At 45.4% G+C, this 20135-nt stretch carries 17 protein-coding genes and 1 pseudogene; 12 read left to right on the plus strand and 6 right to left on the minus strand.

Going from position 1 to position 20135, the window contains the following annotated elements:
* Positions 1-58 precede the first annotated feature (58 nt).
* The 3 genes from AACP44_RS02895 (at position 59) to AACP44_RS02905 (ending at position 1754) form a co-directional block, all read left to right on the plus strand.
* Positions 59-346 carry a hypothetical protein gene (locus AACP44_RS02895; RefSeq protein ID WP_339338826.1) on the plus strand — a complete coding sequence of 96 codons (288 nt, stop codon included), beginning with the start codon at positions 59-61 and terminating at the stop codon, positions 344-346.
* A 68-nt stretch (positions 347-414) separates the two neighbouring features.
* Positions 415-699: a hypothetical protein gene (locus AACP44_RS02900; protein ID WP_339338828.1), complete on the plus strand. Its 285-nt coding sequence runs from the start codon at positions 415-417 to the stop codon at positions 697-699.
* Positions 700-740: 41 nt separating this feature from the next.
* Positions 741-1754 (plus strand): nucleoid-associated protein, encoded by a 1014-nt coding sequence (locus AACP44_RS02905; protein ID WP_339338830.1) that lies wholly within the window; start codon positions 741-743, stop codon positions 1752-1754.
* 31 nt (positions 1755-1785) lie between these two features.
* On the opposite strand, the gene AACP44_RS02910 is transcribed toward AACP44_RS02905, so the two are convergent.
* On the minus strand, positions 1786-2328 hold the full coding sequence (locus AACP44_RS02910; protein ID WP_339338832.1) for a DUF2058 domain-containing protein: 543 nt from the start codon (positions 2326-2328) through the stop codon (positions 1786-1788).
* Positions 2329-2736: 408 nt separating this feature from the next.
* Between AACP44_RS02910 and pyk the strand changes: the two genes are divergently transcribed.
* The 3 genes from pyk (at position 2737) to AACP44_RS02925 (ending at position 6016) form a co-directional block, all read left to right on the plus strand.
* A complete protein-coding gene (gene pyk / locus AACP44_RS02915) occupies positions 2737-4173 on the plus strand; it encodes a pyruvate kinase (protein ID WP_339338833.1) in 1437 nt (478 codons plus the stop codon).
* Positions 4174-4186: 13 nt separating this feature from the next.
* Positions 4187-4600, plus strand: a complete 414-nt coding sequence (arfB, locus tag AACP44_RS02920; RefSeq protein ID WP_339338835.1) for an alternative ribosome rescue aminoacyl-tRNA hydrolase ArfB — start codon at positions 4187-4189, stop codon at positions 4598-4600.
* A gap of 144 nt (positions 4601-4744) precedes the next feature.
* Positions 4745-6016 carry an HDOD domain-containing protein gene (locus AACP44_RS02925; protein WP_339338837.1) on the plus strand — a complete coding sequence of 424 codons (1272 nt, stop codon included), beginning with the start codon at positions 4745-4747 and terminating at the stop codon, positions 6014-6016.
* Positions 6017-6049: 33 nt separating this feature from the next.
* On the opposite strand, the gene rapA is transcribed toward AACP44_RS02925, so the two are convergent.
* Positions 6050-8977, minus strand: a complete 2928-nt coding sequence (gene rapA / locus AACP44_RS02930) for an RNA polymerase-associated protein RapA (RefSeq protein WP_339338839.1) — start codon at positions 8975-8977, stop codon at positions 6050-6052.
* Between the two features lie 159 nt (positions 8978-9136).
* Here rapA and AACP44_RS02935 point away from each other — a divergent pair, with 159 nt between their 5' ends.
* Together AACP44_RS02935 and AACP44_RS02940 are read left to right on the plus strand one after the other, a co-directional pair.
* On the plus strand, positions 9137-10078 hold the full coding sequence (locus AACP44_RS02935) for a D-hexose-6-phosphate mutarotase (protein WP_339338841.1): 942 nt from the start codon (positions 9137-9139) through the stop codon (positions 10076-10078).
* 107 nt (positions 10079-10185) lie between these two features.
* Positions 10186-10593 carry a hypothetical protein gene (locus tag AACP44_RS02940; RefSeq protein ID WP_339338843.1) on the plus strand — a complete coding sequence of 136 codons (408 nt, stop codon included), beginning with the start codon at positions 10186-10188 and terminating at the stop codon, positions 10591-10593.
* A gap of 59 nt (positions 10594-10652) precedes the next feature.
* Here AACP44_RS02940 and AACP44_RS02945 read toward each other — a convergent pair.
* Positions 10653-10945, minus strand: a pseudogene (locus AACP44_RS02945) (DUF1244 domain-containing protein).
* Between the two features lie 351 nt (positions 10946-11296).
* Between AACP44_RS02945 and AACP44_RS02950 the strand changes: the two are divergent.
* The 4 genes from AACP44_RS02950 (at position 11297) to glpE (ending at position 17263) form a co-directional block, all read left to right on the plus strand.
* On the plus strand, positions 11297-11986 hold the full coding sequence (locus tag AACP44_RS02950) for a hypothetical protein (protein WP_339338845.1): 690 nt from the start codon (positions 11297-11299) through the stop codon (positions 11984-11986).
* Positions 11987-12467: 481 nt separating this feature from the next.
* Positions 12468-13787, plus strand: coding sequence for an efflux RND transporter periplasmic adaptor subunit (locus tag AACP44_RS02955; RefSeq protein WP_339338847.1), 1320 nt, complete (start codon positions 12468-12470; stop codon positions 13785-13787).
* Positions 13784-16927, plus strand: a complete 3144-nt coding sequence (locus AACP44_RS02960) for an efflux RND transporter permease subunit (protein WP_339338849.1) — start codon at positions 13784-13786, stop codon at positions 16925-16927. The genes AACP44_RS02955 and AACP44_RS02960 overlap by 4 nt, the downstream gene beginning before the upstream one ends.
* 33 nt (positions 16928-16960) lie before the next feature.
* Complete coding sequence (gene glpE, locus AACP44_RS02965; RefSeq protein WP_339338851.1) at positions 16961-17263, plus strand: thiosulfate sulfurtransferase GlpE; 303 nt, start codon at positions 16961-16963, stop codon at positions 17261-17263.
* Here the strand turns inward: glpE and sppA are convergent.
* Genes sppA through wrbA form a run of 3 tightly spaced genes read right to left on the minus strand, consistent with a single transcriptional unit; the run spans position 17260 to position 20133 of the window.
* A complete protein-coding gene (sppA, locus tag AACP44_RS02970; protein ID WP_339338853.1) occupies positions 17260-19122 on the minus strand; it encodes a signal peptide peptidase SppA in 1863 nt (620 codons plus the stop codon). The two genes, glpE and sppA, sit on opposite strands and share 4 nt — an antisense overlap.
* Positions 19123-19137: 15 nt before the next feature.
* Positions 19138-19515 carry a DUF2069 domain-containing protein gene (locus AACP44_RS02975; protein ID WP_339338855.1) on the minus strand — a complete coding sequence of 126 codons (378 nt, stop codon included), beginning with the start codon at positions 19513-19515 and terminating at the stop codon, positions 19138-19140.
* 18 nt (positions 19516-19533) lie between these two features.
* On the minus strand, positions 19534-20133 hold the full coding sequence (gene wrbA, locus AACP44_RS02980) for an NAD(P)H:quinone oxidoreductase (RefSeq protein WP_339338857.1): 600 nt from the start codon (positions 20131-20133) through the stop codon (positions 19534-19536).
* Between the last annotated feature and the right edge of the window lie 2 nt (positions 20134-20135).

Here is a 20135-nt window from a genome sequence, read left to right on the forward strand (position 1 = left end):
GATATCGCCATCAGTACAGTGCTAGCCATTACATAAGATTTAACAGCAGAGAGAAGCCATGAAAAGAGAACTAATGAAGAGAGAAGCCATGAAAAAGTCAGCCCGCAACCGTATATTTACTCAGGTCAACTACCGTCAATTTCGCCAGCACTTAGCCGATATCACCACCAATACTGTTAAGGGTAAGGGCTATGAAACCGCTATTTATGATAGCAAGGGTGATATTCAAGCCATCGTCCATGCTGCTTCTATCGATACCAACGGCCGTTGCTACCCCGCAGAGTATTTTATTCTTACCACTGCGCTAGCTGCGGTATCTGAACCAGAGTGGCAATACGCGGCATAAAATAAACGCCTCCGACCAAGCTATGGTATGATGCCGGCTTTTTTATACTGGCTAAATCAGACCCTACTATGTACGTATTTTCAGTAAACGCGCGCACCCCTAAAGCCCTTGAGGGCTTTGATAAAGGCGCTGAAGTTCCTTTTATTATCTATATCAATTTCAAAGACCTGTTTGGCGCCGAGCACCTCTGCCATGCCTATTTAAAACAACAGGGCTTTGATCACCCCTCAGTTGAAAAAAGAAAATTAATTGAAGACAAATTCCTTGTCGATCAAAAACTGATTGATGCCGATCCGGCGCTTAAAGAAGCGCTTACCAGCGGTTATTCCATTCAAATCTTTAGCGCCCACTAGAGCCTAACTAGACCTTAACTAGACCTTAACTAGACCCTAATATGACCCTAAAGCACTGCATTATTCACCAGATAGAACGACCCGTGCCCGGTGCTGAGCTGACTACCACTGTGCGCGATACAGAAAATAACAGCGCCGGCCCGGCCTATTCGCTATTTGAACAATTAAAGCAAAGCTACCAGCGCAGCAGCCAAAAGCAGTATGGTTATTTTGATAGCGAACTATCAGACAATCCCGTACCTGGCTGGCTACAAGAACAGCAACAAGGCAAATCCCCCTTTGCCAAAATCAGCCAGCGCCTGCTAGAACATTTACAACAAAAAATGGGCGACAACGACGAGGCTTTTTCTGCCTATATGATGATTGCCGTGGAAACGGTGATGGATCAACAGCAGTTATATATTTTCTGGTTTAACCATATAGAAGCTAGCCATATCGATAACACGCTGGATATTGCACCCTCACTCTATATCGATAGCCATAAAATGCTCTATGCTGCGCGCCTATTGTTTGAAGAATGGTTAGCGCAAGATTCAACAAAATATCTTTCAATCATTACTAGCCGTGGCAATAAAAATCTCAGCGATGCCTTTAATGCTTTTATCGGTTTTTCTACGGGCCCTGATCTGGCTGAAGAAACCGGCGAATTTCTAAGCATTGTCGATGACTATACCGACTCACTGCCCGAAGAAAAAACTACTGACTATAAAGCAAAAATTATCGATTATTGTGTAGCACAGGATAAGCAAGGAGCGGCGGTGGTCTTTGAAGATATTTCCACCCAACTAAACCAGCAACACCCCAACGAATTCGCTGATTTTGTCTCTGCTAAACAGCAATCGCCCAAGACAGAAATCTATACCGACCGCGGCAGTTTAAAGCGCTATGTACGCTATTTTGGTCGCGACAAAAATATGAGTATTAGTTTTTCTGCCGATATATTTGGCCAGAATATTGTCTATGATGAAGCCAACGATAGCCTAACGATTAAAAAAATCCCCAAGTCGCTAAAACAGCAGCTAAAAAACACCAAAAATTCCTCTACAGAATCCTAGTTAAATCCGCAGCTAGCACTGAAACATCGACCTACCACATTAAATCATCGGGGATTTGATAATCGGCGTAAGGATCATCCTTATCAATTTCATCACTGGCAACTGTATTGGCAACAATCACCCTCTCGGGCAAGCGCTGTTGTATTTTTTCCGCCACTGCCGCTGGCACGACTTCATATTTATCATTCAAACTGACAATCGCTAATTGACCGCGACTCAACTGCTCTAGCATCGTGCTATCAACTAATATTTTTTTTATTTTTTTATTATCGGTAAAGTTGTAATCAAGCTCAGCACCCTGACGAGATAGGCAATTAACTTCGATTAACTGCTTAACCTGTGCGGCAATGGCTTTTTTATCGGCTTCTGCCTTACGCTGTTCATTTAACTGGCGATCACGCTGTTGTTTTTGCTGACGAATTTGTTGCAGTTGCTGCTTGTTTTCATCCACAACGCCTTGCTTTGACTTGCGTTGCTGTTGAACTTGTTTGGTTTTTTCTTTTTTGATTTGCTTGGCTTTGTTCTTATCCGCCAAGCCGGCTTTTAATAATTGATCCTGCAGTGAACCGGCCATTACGCTACCTCTTGAGTCACTTATCTAATGCTTATCTAATACTGGCACCAACGTATCGGCTGGTTGGCAGCCAAAAAACTATAACGATTATTAATCAATACCTATTTTTATCAAGGGAGGTCTAGCCTCTTTGGCAAGCAATGGTTATGCTTGCTTCCCGATCTATTTTGCCCAGAATGCACAAATAAGAATGCCCACAACGATCTCGGCTCGCTCAGCCCCAAATATACTGTTCGGTTGATTAGTTTACTGTGAAAGTGGCTTGATAAACACTACAAAACGGCTTTGGCCGTTTTCTGTGATTAAAAAACCACCAATGTCATATAATCATCAAAAAGCTCGGGTAAATTAGTAGAATTATCAGCAACTTGAACCATAATAGAAGCTCTACATTGATAAGGACCCATAATGGTTAGAAGAACCAAAATTGTTGCCACCATCGGCCCCGCCTCTGGCAGCCCCGAGATGATTGCTCGCCTGTTAGATCGAGGGGTGAATGTATTCCGCCTTAATTTTTCTCATGGCTCGGCGGAAGGTCACCGGCAACAGGCACAAATTATTAGAGATGTCTGTGCCGAGAAAAAAATCTATGCCGCTATTCTCGGTGATTTGCAGGGCCCTAAAATTCGTATAGGTGATTTGCACAAAGACGTTTTAACACTTCACGATGGCGACCCAATTACCCTCACCGTTAACGCCGACAAAGCCAAAACCGATAGCTGTATTTCTGTGGGCTACAAGGCTCTGCCCTCCTCTGTCGCTGCCGGTGATACCTTGTTATTAGACGATGGGCTTATTCAGTTAACCGTATCCAGCATTGAAGCTGACGATGTTCATTGTCAGGTAAAGGTGGGAGGCGAATTAAAATCACGCAAAGGCCTTAACCGATTAGGTGGTGGCTTGTCCGCTACCACAATTACAGAAAAAGACTTGGCGGATATTGAACTAGCTGCCGAGCTAAAATTGGACTTTTTAGCGGTTTCCTTCCCGAGCTGCGCCGATGATTTACTGCCGGTTAAAGAAAAACTGCAAGCGCTAAATACCAGCATCAGTATTATTTCAAAAATTGAACGGGCCGAAGCCGTTGCCAATGATGACACTCTTAATGGGCTTATTGCAGCGTCCGACGGCGTGATGGTTGCCCGTGGTGATTTGGGTGTAGAAATTGGTGATGCGCAATTAATCGGCGTACAAAAGAAAATTATTCGCTATGCCCGACGCGCTAATAAGCCAGTGATTACTGCCACGCAGATGATGGAATCGATGATTTATTCACCGGTACCAACCCGGGCCGAAGTGTTTGATGTAGCCAATGCGGTATTGGATGGTACCGATGCAGTGATGCTATCGGCTGAAACCGCAACGGGGAAATACCCTGAAAAAGTTGTCGCTGCGATGGCCGATACCTGTCTGGGTGCAGAGCAACATCCCGATACCCACACTTCCGATTATCGAATTGATACAACCATTGGCACCATCGATGAATCGATTGCACTGGCCGCTATTTATGCCGCCAACCATCTTGAAAACGTTAGAGCCAGTATCTGTTTAACTGAATCCGGCGCTACGGCATTGGTTATGTCGCGGTTAAGTTCGAGCTTGCCTATTTATGGTATCTCCCGCCATCAGCAAACCTGTCGACGCATGGCATTATATCGAGGGGTGGTGCCTATTTTTATGGATTTTAGTCATAACATTGGTAATGAACTCTATCCTGCCGCACTGAATACCGTCGCCCTATCGGCCTCGCTGCAACAGGGAGATCGGGTGATTATTACCTGTGGTGATATTCATGGTTCTGGCGGCATGACCAATAATCTTAAAATTCTCGAATACCAGCGTTGAGTCCTATCCCAGCATGCTGATTCTTTCTAACCATGTCGCTATACCTGATCATGAATTGGAAATTACAGCTATTCGAGCACAGGGTGCCGGCGGCCAAAATGTTAACAAAGTGTCTTCGGCGATTCATTTGCGCTTTGATATCAACGCCTCATCACTGCCGGATTTTTATAAACAGCGCCTGTTGCAACTTAGCGACCAACGCATCAGTAAAGACGGGGTGATTGTGATTAAAGCCCAAACCCATCGCACCCAAGAGAAAAATCGGCAAGACGCGCTGCAACGGCTGAAAGAGTTGATCAAACAAGCGACTAAACTGACCAAAAACCGCCGACCCACCAAGGCTACAAAAGGCTCGCAACAACGGCGCATGGATAAAAAAACCCAGCGCGGCAAAACCAAGGCTTTACGCGGTAAACCGCTATTCTAAGCCGATCTACTTAGTCTTAGACTCATCAATAACAGTGCTGACAGGGCAGTAAAACGACAAAAGCCGTTCTAACGTCTAAACTTAGTTTTTTATATACTTGATCACAGGCCTGATCATAGGTCTTAGCAGAATAACAAAAATATCATGACCCAAATCGAGCTATCGGCGCTACTGGATTTACTACCCAAATACACACCTTTTAAGGGCTTGGATAAAGACCTGTTAACCATGCTGGCCAAAGATATCAGCGTTAAAACCGCAGAGGCAGGTCTCTGTCTGTTTGAATATGGTGACTTTGATACCAATGAGTATTATCTAATCAGCGGTATTGTTAGCCTTATCGCTCCGGATGGACGCGAAAGTTTGATCAGCACCGATTGTATTAATGCCCGCTTCCCGATCTCCCGACTGCGCCCGCGTATGTATACTGCCAAAGCAAAAGGGCCCATTAGTTACCTTGTAGTTGACACCTCGGTGTTAGACGAACTACAAATCAACACCCGTAAAAACAACAACGCGTTAGTTAAAGGAATGCAACTAAAGGCCGGAGAAGAAGGCCATTCGCTCATTGTCGAGTTTGAACAGGATCTAAATACCGGCCGCTTTGTATTACCCAGCTTGCCCGAAGTCGCTTTTCGCATTCGTGAATTGATTGATAACCCGAATTCCAATATCAAAGACCTAGCCAAGCTGGTAAACACCGATCCGGCTATTGCAGCCAAGCTAGTAAAAGTAGCCAACAGTGTTATTTACCGCGGCGTTAACCACTGCGACGATACCCAAAGCGCCATTTCCCGCCTCGGACTGATTACCACCAAACAATTGGTGACCAGCTTTGCGGTACTGGCATTATTTGAAACCAAGTCACATTTATTTAAAGATCATATGCGCCTGTTATGGGAGCAGAGTATTGAAGTGGCCGCCTATAGTTGTGTGTTAGCCAGGGAATTACCGCACTTTAACGAAGCAGAAGCGCTGCTAGCCGGTTTAATTCATAATATTGGTGAAATGATTGCACTGACCTATGCCGAACGTTTTGATGATTTAGCCACTGATATCCATCAATTTAATATGGTTATCGGCAAGCTGCGCGGAAAACTGGGAGAGATTGTTTTAAGTCGCTGGAACTTTACCGAAGATTTAATTACTGTCGCCAGAGAATCCAGTGACTGGATGCGCGGCAATGGCAGTATTGCCAATGACGGCTCGGACTTTGATTACTGTGATTTGGTGCAGATTGCCAAGCTTTATGCACTAGAGGGAAAAGACACTACCAATTCTTCACTGCCAGCAATAAAGACCATTCCCGCGGTTGAAAAACTCAATAAACTGCAGCTATCCACCGAGCAAACCACGGCGATTATTGAACAAGCCAATGATCAGATTACTGAGTTAAAAACCATTTTTAATCAGTAATTTAATCAATAGGGTTATTTTCGCAATAGCGACTTAATCCGTTACCAATGCCACTCTGATAGCATCCAGCTTTAACTGTGCATGCTGAAGATAACGTTGCGAACTCACTGCGGTGTCCTGCAGATGAGCCACCTCTTGCGGACGAATATTCGGGTTAACAGCTGCCAGAGCTTTTAGACGCTGTAACTCTGCCAGTTGTTCGGTTTGCATTTTTCCGGCAGCTTCGGCTATTAGCTGATCTTTTTTCGGCTCAGCTAATTGTTCGGCGCGAGCAATCATGGCACTAATTTGTGGGCGAGCATGGCGGACCAAATCCTGCGCGCTACGTCTGGGAACTTTTTGTCCAAGCTTATCCAACATAGCCGGCATCAATACGCTGCTTAAGTCGGTGTTATTACTATCAACCACAATACGCAAAGTGCTTAAGGGTAAATAACGCTGCAACTGCAACTCACCAGGCGCGGCACAATGCACAATAAAGATAGCTTCCAGCAATAGTGTACCGGCCTTTAAGGGCGGTAATTTAAGGGTACAAAAAGCAGTATTACCCAGCTCGCCGCTCAGCACCATATCCATCGCACCGGTTACCATCGGATGCTCCCAGCTAAGAAACTGCATATCTTCACGGGATAATGCCACTTCACGAGAATAGGTTGCAGTCACCGCGTCATCTGTTAAACCCGGAAAGCTATGATCCAACATATGATCGCCGGACCGCAGGATAACACTGGCAGCACTATGATGTTCCTGCTCTACACCATACTGATCAAATACTTTTTCCATATAGGCAGACAATTGCTGTCGACGTTCCTCTTCGATCATGGTCTCGACAATAACATCTGCCTTTTTATGATGGCAGGAATTTAGTTCTAACAATCTGTCTCTGCCTTGTTGCAAGGCTTGTAAAGTGTCTGCGGTCGTCGTTTTCGTCTCGGTAATTAACTGCGCTAATGCTGCGCTGTTTTCGCTATCACTTAAACACTGAATCAGTGTCGGCTCAAATTGCTGGTATAAGGCAAGCCCTGCAGGACAGGTGCGCTCAAAGGCATTGATCCCTTCGTGATACCAGCGCAATAACACCTGCTGCGCGCTATCTTGGTAAAACGGCACATGAATATTGACTGTATGACGCTGACCGATACGATCTAAACGACCGATACGTTGCTCTAGTAAATCTGGGTTTAAGGGCAGGTCAAATAACACTAAATGATGCGAGAACTGAAAATTTCGCCCCTCACTACCAATTTCGGAACAAATTAATACCTGCGCCCCCTCTTCATCGTCAGCAAAATAGGCCGCGGCCCTATCTCTGGCTACCAGCGATAAACCTTCGTGAAACACTGCCGACTGTACACCACCGCGTAGACGAATATGTTCTTCCAGCTCCAGTGCCGTTTTGGCTCGGGCGCAGATCACTAACACTTTTTCTTTGCGGCGAGCTTTTAACCAATCAACCAACCACTCAACGCGCGGGTCTTCAACTATCCAACTGTTACCTAATAACAATTCCGGCGCTAATAATGCTTCCGTCGCAGCATCTTGGGTCGCAGCAGAAAACCGCTCAGCCGGTTTTAAAGGGTATTGCTGTAGCTGTCGCTCAGGAAAGCCGGCAACGGATGAGCGAGTATTACGAAATAACACCCGACCAGTGCCATGACGGTCTAACAAGTCGCTAATAATCGTACTCAGTGCGTTATCAAATGCTGCTGCAGGCCCAGCCGCTAAAGCCTGCTGTAATGGCTCTAGCGAGGCATCCCCCAGGTAGTCATTAAGCTGATTTAATAGCTGGGTATTGTTTTGCAACTGCTCAAAGACATCGTCAGCCAATAAATGCTGAACTATTGCGTTAACTGCTTGGTGTTTGTTTTCATCTGCAATAAAGCTCGCTAAATCGTAGTAGCGGTCTGGATCCAATAGCCGTAAACGGGCAAAGTGACTTGCCACACCTAATTGCTCAGGCGTTGCCGTTAATAATAATAATCCTCTAGCTTGATGCGCCAAGCTTTCTATACAACGGTAAGCCGGGCTGGCCTGCGCTTCGCTCCACTGTAAATGATGCGCCTCATCAACAATCAGCAAGTCCCAATCAGCGGCTGTAGCCTGAGCATGACGGTTTGGGTTGTCAGTTAAAAACGATAAAGTGCACAACACCAGTTGCGCACTTTCAAAGGGGTTGTAGCTATGGTCTTTTTCTACTGGTTGCTGATCGAATAGGGGGTCGTTTTCGGCATCACCCAACTCTTCTAAACCTTCACAACGGGCTTGATCCAAAATGGTAAAAAATAAATTAAACCGGCGTAGCATTTCCACTAGCCACTGGTGCAACAAACTGTCTGGCACCACAATCAAAACACGTTTGGCGCGGCCGCTGATTAATTGTTGATGCAAAATCAAACCCGCTTCTATAGTTTTACCCAAACCGACTTCATCGGCTAATAACACACGCGGGGCATGACGATTGGCGGCTTCGCTAGCGATATAAAGCTGGTGGGGTAGTAATTGGACTCTTGGACCTAATAAACCTCTAACCGGCGATTGCTGCACATGGCGAATATGATCGAGAGTTTCGCAACGCAATTGAAAGGCACGGTTTTTATCAATCTGACCGGCAAATAAACGATCCTGCGGTTTGCTGAATTGAATAAAACTGTTGAGATCAAGTTCTGGCAAAATAACCGCCTCACCCTGCTCATCTACGCCGTTATAAATCAAACAGCCTTGATTCTCTAACACATCATCAATAGTGATAAGCTGGCCAGCTTCGTTTTGCACTTGCTGGCCCACCTCATATTGCACTCGACTGATGGGCGCATTATCGACTGCATAGGTACGGCGCTCGCTTGAGGCTGGAAAACTAATTTCTACTCGCCGGTTGGCTATTTCAACGACAATGCCAAGGCCTAACTCAGATTCAGTATTACTTATCCAGCGCTGGCCGGGAACAAAAACGGATTTGGACACCAACAGTTCTCGCAGATCAATTAATAACTTGGCAGCTATGGCGAGCAAAGCTGCAATGGGCGCGGATAATAAGGGATAAGAAAACCAACAGCAAAGGTTTTATCTACCCAATATTCCCTATAAGCTTAGCCGCTTGTCACTATCGCGATAGGAAACAGCATGAGTTCAGATATCGGCCAGCAAATGCAGCAACTTTATAGCCAGTTTGGCCAATTAGCTGGCGTGGTCATTGAACTGCATAAAGAATTGCTAGCGGTACGCATTACTAATAAGGCTGCTACTGCCACAGTGTTTTTACAAGGCGCTCAGCTGAGTCATTATCAAGCGGTGGGGCAGCCGGCGATTATCTGGTGCAGTAATCAATGCGAATATCGTAAAGGGGAGCCACTTAGAGGCGGCATCCCTATCTGCTGGCCTTGGTTTGGTGATATTCGTCGCAATGCTGAACAAGTTCAGCAGCAAATTCCTGCTCATAACCCTATGCCTGCACATGGTTTTGTTCGCAATCGAGTCTGGGACTTACTCAGCATTGAAACGCCTGACCCACATAGCACCACCCTACATCTACAATTAAAACTTGCAGACAATCAGGAGCCACTATGGCCCTATGCCTGCGAGCTAAATATGCTGATTACCGTTAGCGATACACTGAGTCTGGACTTTGCTGTTACCAATCTGAGTGCTAACACAGTGAGCTTTTCCAGCGCTCTACATAGCTATTTCGGCATTAATGCGATTGACGATACGATCGTAGGCGGCCTTGATGGACTCACCTATATCGATTGCCTGGAGAATTGGCAGCCACAACAGCAACATGGCAGCTTGGTCATTGATCAGGAAGTTGACCGTATCTATCGCGGCACCGAACACGCCATTACCATTAAGGATGCCAAACGGCGGATTACACTGCAGAGTCAGGGTAGTCATAGCGCCGTGGTCTGGAACCCATGGATTGAAAAATCAAAGCGTTTATCCCATTTTGCCGACGATGATTATCTGCGGATGCTATGCATTGAAACAGCCAATGCTGAACAAGATTTTATCAAACTGGCGCCCCATAAACGTCATCACCTAAAGCTGGATATTTCAAGCTCCACCTAACAATCGATAATATAAAATGTCGATACCACACATCGCCAACCGGTGACAAAATAGTCGCTCAAAATGCTACAATCATAACCATCAAAAATTACCCATCAGGAATCTATATGTCCACCGGCAGCTGGGACCCAAAACTGCAACAAACTCCATCAGAAAAAACCATCAACACTGATGATCTACTACGTTTTATCGAATTGAGTGAAAGCGGGCAATTGGACGAATTGGCCAGTCTTATCTCTCAAGATGAACAACAACAGCAGGCTGGTTTAATGACGCTGGACAAAGAACAGTGGTTTGAAGCAAGTCAGGTGCTAAGTGATCATCAGCTGCAACACTTAATGCGTTTTTTTACCATCGCTGAAAGACTACCTGGCTGGGAAGCGCAGGGAAAATCGCCGGTTATTTGGCTGGGCAAGGTGCTGAAACAACGTGGTATCGGTATCAATCGTGATCTGGTGCTTTGGATTAAAACCAATAGTGATAACCAATATTTGCCTCATGGACCGCTACTGTAGCCAAGTCGGCCTAACCAGCCTATCGAATGATAGGCCCCAACTGCCTTGTATATAGTCAATCAGGATGACTGACTGCCGTCGAATTTTGCCAATTGCTCAGGGGTAGCTTCCAGTTGATACTTATCTTTCCATTCATCGTAGCGCATACCATAGATGATTTGCTGAGTCTGGTTACAATCAACTGACTCCCCCCGTTCTTTGGCTGCTGCCATTGACCACTTAGATAAACAATTACGGCAGAAATTCGCCAAAATCATTAAATCAATTTTTGTACATCCTTATTAGCACCCAAATGCGCTAATAAGCGATGAAAAACAGCTACCTCTATCTCTGTTTTGTTCTGCTGATCTATTATGGTGCCTTCTTATTAAAAATCATTATTAAGCCTATAATCCAAAGTGTAACAAGCAGTACAGTAAAGCTCTGTTAAAAATGCTGGAAAGAAATCAACTATTGCCTCCATCGCTAAATTGGGACTTAATTTTTTCGTCTTTTTTCATCACCTGTAACAACAAAACAAAAGTAAAATCTGTTTCAAAAAGTGGTTTTAGCGCTACATGATAAAATTTATTGAAAAAAAACCGTTGTTTAATACTTTTTTCACCATTTTAGTAGCCAGCCTTTGAAAAAAAGCTATAATTCTTCCGATTTTTTCAATCATGTTTATATAAACTTTTTTATCATTTCTTAAAGGGTCCAAACAATGGCAGTCACAAAGAAAGTAGCAAACCCTGTTGCACAACTTGAAAAAGAAATTGCACAGCTTCAAGCCAAACTAGCTAAAGCTGTTGCCAAGCAAGTTGCTGACGCAACAAAGAACGCCGCCAAAGCAAACAAGGCCGCCGCCAAAACCAAAGCAACACTTGCTTCAGCCACCAAAAAACTGGCTAGCGCTAAAGCAAAGAAAACCCCAGCTGGCAAGCAACAAGCTGCCAAAGCCAGTAAAGCTGTAGCTGCTGCTAAAGCGGCTAATGCTGACGCCAAAGCCACTGCCAAAACGGCCAAGGCGGCGCTAGCTGATGCTAAATCTGTGGCCAAGAATGCTGCTGCCATTGCCAAGGTAGAAGCTGCCGCGCAAAAAGCACAAGCTAAAATAGCTACTGCTAAAGCGAAGAAAGATGCTACCAAAGCTAAAGTCGCTGCCAAAAAAGCGGCTGCTAAAGCCAAAGCGGCAGCTAAAAAAGCGGCGGCTAAAGAAAAAGCAAAAGCCAAGAAAGCTGCCGCCAAACAAAAAGCGGCGGCCAAGAAGGCTACCAAGAAGGCCGCGCCTAAAAAAGCTGCCAAAAAAGTAGCTAAAAAGCCAGCCAAGAAGGCCGCTAAAAAAGCAGCACCTAAGAAGGCTAAGGCCAAAAAAGCCCCAGCCAAGAAAACCAAAAAAGCTAAAAAGAAGTAAGCTTTTTAGCTAGAGGCTAGAATCAGGCCGTCTATCGCGAGATAGACGGCCTTTTTTACCATGGAGTGCTGATGGACTATTTTAGATAACCCTATAGCCCGCTCCCAACAATACAATCTGGCAATCAGCGCAATATATCGCAAATAAACATCAAGGTTATCTATCAAGGGTCAATTTAGTATTGGAATAAAACCACAGCATAGACAAGCATGGTCGCAACAGGTGCATTTGGACAATACGATCTAATAATACCTGTTTGGGAACTGATAATAGACACTATGGTCCTAGCAGCACTGGGCGGCAACTAGGTATTTTCCTGATATTCGTTACAATTTACCAAATATAAATATTCGAAATAGCCTTGCATGTTATATAATTTGCCCTTTTAGAGAGAGTGCCTCCACCCTCTCATCTGTTATCACTGCCAATCATCATATTTTGAGTTATTCAACAAAGGATTATTAAATTGCCATCGAATTACATGAGGATCATCAGACCAGTAGCCATTATTGCGATAGCTATCTTGATTGCTATAGGACTTTTTTTAAACCGCCCTACTCCCGAGCAAATTACCATCAAGCCTCGCACCCTGCTGGTTAATACGGCCAAAGTAGTCAAAGAAGATATTCGAGTCTCGGTTCGTGCCCAAGGCATGATCACCCCCCATACTGAAACTACATTGATCGCTGAAGTGGCTGGCCGTATAACCTCTGTCTCCAATGAATTTGAAGCTGGCGGCTTTTTTCATCAGGGCGATGTTATCCTAGGTATTGATCAAAGAAACTATCTGGCTAATTTAAAACGTGCCGAGGCCGCCGTGGCCAGCGCCAAAAGTAACCTGGCCACAGAAAAAGGACGCGCTGAAGTCGCCTATCAGGACTGGGTTAAATATAAGAGCTCAGTAAAGCGCAGCCAGGCAGCTAACGACCTTGCTTTGCGCAAACCTCAATTGGCCGATGCCCAGGCAAAACTGGATTCAGCTCTTGCCGATCTTGATAGCGCCCGCGACCAATTAGAACGCACCACGATTCGCGCACCCTATGATGGTTTAGTTCATTCAAAAAAAGTGGATATAGGCCAGTATGTCAATGTAGGCAGTACTTTGGCAAAAACCTTTGCTATCGATTTTGCCCAATTACGCATGGCAATTCCGGAGAACAAACTCAACTATCTTGAATTACCTACGTTAACCAATCAATCACCTAACACCCACCCCAAGGTTGAGCTATATGCCGAAATCGGTGGCGAGCTGAGACAATGGCAGGGCAAAATAGTCCGCACAGAAGGCGTTTTCGATAACAAAACCAGAGTTTTGTTTGCGGTGGCAGAAATAGATGACCCCTATGGCATTAACAGCAATCATCCTGAAGAATTACGCATCGGTACCTTTGTTGACGCCAAAATAGAAGGCCGTCTAATGACCGACCTTGTTACACTACCGCGCCATTTACTGAGAGCCGGTAACTACGTCTGGGTGGTGGATAACCAGCAGCGCCTACAAAACCGTAAAGTCAGTGTTCTGCGCACTGAAGGTGATGATATTTATGTGACCAAAGGGCTCAATGAAGGCGAGTTGGTTTGCCTGAGCGCTATCGGTGTAGCGGTGCCTGGTATACAGGTGCGTATTGCTGAAATAACACCCACTAATCAATTAAAGAAAACACCGACTTTATTAGAATCACCGCAAAGTGAAACGCCATCACTTGATCTTGCTCCAACCAACATCGACCCTCTCTCCAGCGGTCCTCAAAATCAAGAAGCTTCGAATCTAACTATGGCTAAAAAGGATCAAGCCATATGAATGAAGCCGCCGTAAAACATACCGGTATTATTGCTTGGTTTGCCCGTAATCCGGTTGCAGCAAATTTGCTGTTGATTTTTATTTTTTTAGTCGGAGGGATGTCAGCCTATAACATTAAGCGCGCGCTTAGCCCTGATATGGAAAGCAATATCATTCATATTGATATGGCTTACCCAGGCGCTGCTCCAGAAGAGGTGGAGCAAGGGATTATTCTAAAAATAGAAGAAGCGTTAAAAGATATTGAGTCGATCAAAAAAGTGGAATCTACCGCCAGAGAATCAGTCGGCTCAATCAATCTGACCATCTATGAAGACTATGACGTACTGACAGTCATGGACGAAGTAAAGTCTTCGATTGATGCAGTCGCCAGCTTCCCCGAACAAGCCGAAAAGGCAGTGATTAAAGAACGGAAGTTGAGGGATCATGCACTCAGCATCCAACTTTATGGAAATCTGGACGAACGAGCATTAAAGGAATTTACTGAAGAAGTTAAAAACGAACTCCTGCAGGATCCGGATATCGCCTACGCAGAAGTTAGAGGCGACCGTAATTATGAAATTACCGCTGAAGTCGACGAAATTACCCTACGCAAATACCAGCTAACGCTAGAACAAGTTGCCATGGCAATTCGCCAATCCTCGGTGAATTTACCCGGCGGCTCAGTAAAAACTGAAAACGGTGAAATCATGCTGCGCACCAAAGGCCAAGCCTATCAGCAGTATGATTTTGAGAAAATTGTATTAATCAGTAACCCCGATGGCACCCGCGTAACCTTGGGCGATATTGCCACCATTAATGATGGCTTTACAGAAAGCCAGAGATTCTCTCTGTTCGACAATACCTTCAGCATGTCCGTCATGCTCTATGCTGTGGGTGATCAGGATGTGATTAGTGTTTCCAGAGCAGGCAAGCGCTATGTCGAGGAAAAACGCAAGCAACTACCTCAAGGTTTTAATATCGATTACTGGGCCGATATCACCATTTACCTCGAACAACGTCTGGCGATGATGTTAAAGAACCTGGCTCTGGGCGCCTTGTTGGTCTTTTTGATACTGACGTTTTATCTCGATATTAAGCTAGCGTTTTGGGTTATGGCTGGCTTACCGGTTTGTTTTTTAGGCACGTTTATTTTTATGCCGCTGGAATTTATCGATATCTCACTCAATATGATCAGCCTGTTTGGCTTTATTCTGATACTCGGTATTGTTGTTGATGACGCTATTATCATTGGCGAGAGCGCCTATAGCGCGACAGAAGAACAAGGCCACAGCGTCGACAATATTATTGAAGGCGCACTGCGAGTAGCCACCCCCGCCACTTTTGGCGTATTGACAACTATCGTGGCCTTTATGCCCACACTATTTACCGAAGGGACGTTTTCAGTCTTTCCTGAGGCTCTTGGCTGGGTGGTTATCTTATGTTTGATTTTTTCCCTTATCGAATCCAAGTGGATTTTGCCGGCACACTTGGCTCATAGTAAACCCGCAACTTCCGGCATCTGGCATACCATCAATCAGCTATCGAAAAAAAATAACGCGCGTCTTCACCGTTTTATTAACAATCATTATATGCCATTTTTAAAGACGGCTATTCGCAATCGTTATACCACCTTTGCTATATTTGTGGCGCTGTTAATTATCGTTGGCGGGCTGATGGCTGGCGGCGTGGTGCGCTATATATTATTGCCCTCGGTGCCCAGTGATTTTCTTCGTACCGATTTAGAAATGGCCGAAGGCACACCTGAGTGGCAAACTCAGCAAGCCCAGAACCATATCATCGATTCGCTATATAAACTCAATGAAAATTATATGGCTGAAACCGGTGATGATATTGGACTGATCAACCATATTTTTTCTTGGGGCTATGATGGCCGATTCTCAAGCTCAATGATGGAGTTAACCAGAACAGAAAATCGTCGCTTATCCAGCAATGAAATAGCAACACAATGGCGAGACCTAGTGGGCGATATTCCCGGCGCCACGGTGTTATCCATTAGCGATATGGATAGAGTGGCAGGCCCCGCGGTGGCGTTTAAATTAATTGGCAATGATCTGGTACAGCTGGAACAGGCCGGTTCGGAACTGGAACAGCAGCTAGCCACCTATACCGGCGCCTATGATGTAAGAAACAGTGCCAGTGCCGTGCAAGACGAAATTGTACTATCGGTTAAACCCAATGCCGAAGCACTGGGTATCACGCAGTCAAATTTAGGTCAGCAAGTCAGACACGCATTTTATGGCGTTGAAGCCCAACGCCTGCAACGCGATACCAATGAAATTAAAGTGATGGTGCGCTACCCGAAATCAGAGCGTGACAATATCGCCAACCTCGAAAATATGTATATACGCACACCAGCTGGAGACGAGGTTCCCTTTAGTTCTGTCGCTGAACTACAAATTTTGCCCGGCTATAGTAAAACCACCCGACTTAATGGTGAGCGCGCTATCAAAGTCAGTACCGAAATTAATAAGAATGTCACCCAACCGTCGGTAGTGGTCAGAGATATCAGAAAGAATTTTATGCCTGCACTGCAGGAAAAATACCCAGGCGTCAGTTATAAACTTGATGGTGAGAGTGAAGAATCGGCAGAGCTATTTGGTGGCCTATTTATCGGTTTTGCTATTTCACTATTGGGAATCTACGCCTTACTGGCCATCCCCTTAAAATCCTATACCCAGCCGTTGATTATTATGGCTGTTATTCCCTTCGGCATTATCGGCGCCATTACCGGACATATGATTATCGGTATTAATTTCGACATGATGTCCTTTTTTGGGGTTATCGCCTTGTCTGGCGTAGTCGTTAATGACAGCTTGATTATGGTGGATTTTGTCAATAAAGCCATAGCTCAAGGCGCTGATAAGCTTGATGCCATTATTAGCTCAGGCGCTAAACGTTTTCGGGCCATATTAATTACCTCACTGACTACCTTCTTCGGCTTGCTGCCTATGCTATTGGAAACCAACTCTCAAGCTCAGCAGGTTGTACCCATGGCAGTATCTCTAGGCTTCGGAATTATTTTTGCTACGGTGATAACACTGATACTGGTGCCCTGCTTATATATTGCCTTGGATGATTTTTCTAATTCGCTCAACATCAAAAAAGATTCAAAGACCTCAGCCAAAGGTGTTGCAGCTTAAGCTTAGGCGCGTGACATAAATAGGATACACCCCATGATGGGCTTTAAACGCATATCAACCACCGAAGCCAAGGCCTTGATCGATACTCGTAATACTCGCATTGTCGATGTGCGAGACAGGCAATCCTTTCAAAATGGGCATATCGAGGGAGCGGTGTTGTTAGATAATAATAACGTCGATAGTTTTATCGACACTACCACCAACGATACACCGATTATTGTTTATTGCTATCACGGCAACAGCAGCCAAAATGCCGGTCAGTTTTTAGCCGAAAAAGGCTTTACCGAGGTTTATAGTATCGATGGTGGTTTTGAGTTATGGCGCACGCAATATTAGGGCGCCATACAATTTGAGCAATGCAGATAAAGACCTTGCGGATCATTCATACTGTCAACAAAACTTAGCGGCTCTTTAAATGGCGCCAACCACTGCTGAGCCTGTTTCAAAAAACCCGCATTAACACCGCCAGTTACATTAAGACCCTGCCACCGAATCTCACCGGTTAACTCATTGATAAACTGTTCCTGCGGTGTCAGAGGGATTTCAATCAACTGCTTTTTATAAAAATCTAAACCAGCCAAACTCGCGGCTGAAGCGATGGCTTGATCGAGGGTGCCTAACTGATCAACCAAGCCCAGACGTTGAGCATCATTACCAGACCATACCCGCCCTTTTGCCAATGCCTCCACTTCTGATTTGGGCATACCACGACCCTCGGCAACAATGCTCAAAAACTGCGCATAACCATACTCAAGCAGACTTTGCAAAGAGCGGGCGGCTATCGGCTGCAAGGGTCGATCAATTCTCATCGCTCCAGCCATTGCCGTTGTCCCAACACCATCAGTAGTCACACCGATAGCTGCCAGACTTTTATCAAAGGTAGGAAAAGCACCAAAAATACCAATGGAACCAGTCAAGGTTGAAGGTAGTGCCCAAATCTCATCGGCACCGGCTGCGATCCAGTAACCACCGGATGCGGCCGTACTGCCCATAGAAACCACCAGCGGTTTGCCTTCTGCCTGTAATAAATTTAATTCTTCGCGGATAACATCTGAGGCAAAGGCACTTCCACCACTGCTATCAATACGCAGTACCAAAGCTCTAATAGTGGCATCGGTGCGGGCTTCACGAATCAATGCAGCCAAGGTATCACCGCCAATGCCGCCCGGGGGCTGTTCTCCATCGGCTATATTACCGGCGGCAACAATCACCCCCACTTTGGCATCGGCATCAGGCTGGTATGATTCCATCTTTTTAACCATTAAATAATGCTCAAAACCAATACCCTCATACAAACCCTGCTGATCCACGGCACCGGCAACCTCAATTAGATAACGGTTCATTTCATCGCGGGTTTTAACGCCATCAATTAAGCCTGCCGCTATCGCCGCGGAACTGGCATTACCTTGATAGTCTGCCAAACGCTGGTCAAACTGGTTGATATATTGGTTAATATCATTGGCCGGAATATTTCTGCGTTCGGCAACAGCCTTGGTATATTCATTCCATAACGCGCCTAACCACACCAGGTTAGCTTGCTTAGCCTCTTGTGACATATCACTGCGGTTAAAAGGCTCCATCGCCGACTTATATTCACCAACACGAAATACATGAAAATCAATTTTTAACTTTGCCAGCGCCTGCTGGAAGTAATTGCGATATAGACCATAACCACCAAGTAGCACGGCGCCATTAGGATTGATATAAATCTCATCAGCTTGAGCTGCTAACCAATACTGATCTTGCAGATAATTATCGCCAACTGCGATAATTTTTTTGCCGCTATCACGAAAGCGCTGCAAGGCGGGCACAAGCTCCTGCATTTTTGCAATGCCGCCATAAAACATGTCATCTAAAGATAGAACCAAGCTGGTAATGCGTTCATCTTCAGTGCCATAGTCAATGGCATCGATAACATCCTGTAATAGCGTTTCGTATTGTGATGGATCCGTTTCACCCATAAGCCGCACAATAGGATCGATATAATTTTTCTGATCCACCAAACGGCCTTGAATATTGACTATCAGCGCGCCCTTATCCGGCACCGATGGCATTTCACTGCCGGAAAATGCCAGCAACAAAATAACCAAAAAGACTAGAAATATCAGATTAGTGAACAGACTCCGCAGCGCAGTAATAAACTTCATTAAGCGGCGAAAATTGCGACCAACAAAACCGACCTTGTTCTCTTCCATTGTTAATAACCTCTCCTATTTTGTGGCGGCTTGTTTAAGTTCTCGAGAGCGCCAGCGAATATAAAACATAACTGTAGTAAATAACACAACAACGACTAACACTTCAGCAACCGTTAAGATCGTAGTACAGGCAAAGGCCGTGGATACCGAGGCCAAAAACATCATCAATAAGATAAGGCTTAGCCAGATATAGGACTTGATATTCTGCTTAACCATACCCGGCAAGAATACCAGCAGCAGGCCTGACTGAACGGCCATAATCACCCAATTAGGCTCCCTATGACAACTAGGGGATACCACTGTATTAAATAATAATACTAGCAACAACAACCAATAACTCACTTGCGTTAATTGTCGACTGCGTTTTGCTAGTAGTTGATAGTCGTTAGTCATTGATATTCTCTTACGGGTTTATGACTGCAGGGATAAGGCAATAGTCGCAACCCTTTTACCCAGCGCGCGACAAAGCGCCAATTCATTTTCATCCAGCGCTCTATCGCTTTGTTGGCCGGCCATATGGCTGGCGCCATAGGGTGTGCCGCCGGATTGGGTATTCATCAATGCCGGCTCGCTATAAGGCAAGCCCGCCATCAACATACCATGATGGAGCAATGGCAGCATCATGGTGAGTAATGTCGATTCCTGACCGCCATGCAAACTGGATGACGAGGTAAACACAGCGGCTGGTTTATCAATCATGGCTCCACTTAACCATAGGCTCGATGTACCGTCGATAAAGTATTTTAATGGTGCTGCCATATTGCCAAAATGGGTGGGACTGCCCATCACCAAACCAGCACAGCGCTGCAAATCTTCAGCGCTGCAATACAGGGGGCCATCAGCAGGCATATCGTCGGCCACGGCCTCACAATCAGTCGATACCGCTGGCACCGTCCGCAGACGAGCTTCTATACCACTGACCTGCTCAATGCCACGTACCACCTGCTGCGCCATTTCAGCGACAGCACCGTGACGGCTATAGTAGAGCACTAAAATATAGGGCGACGTCATCG

It is taken from the genome of uncultured Oceanicoccus sp. (assembly GCF_963968385.1).
Classification (GTDB): domain Bacteria; phylum Pseudomonadota; class Gammaproteobacteria; order Pseudomonadales; family Dasaniaceae; genus Oceanicoccus.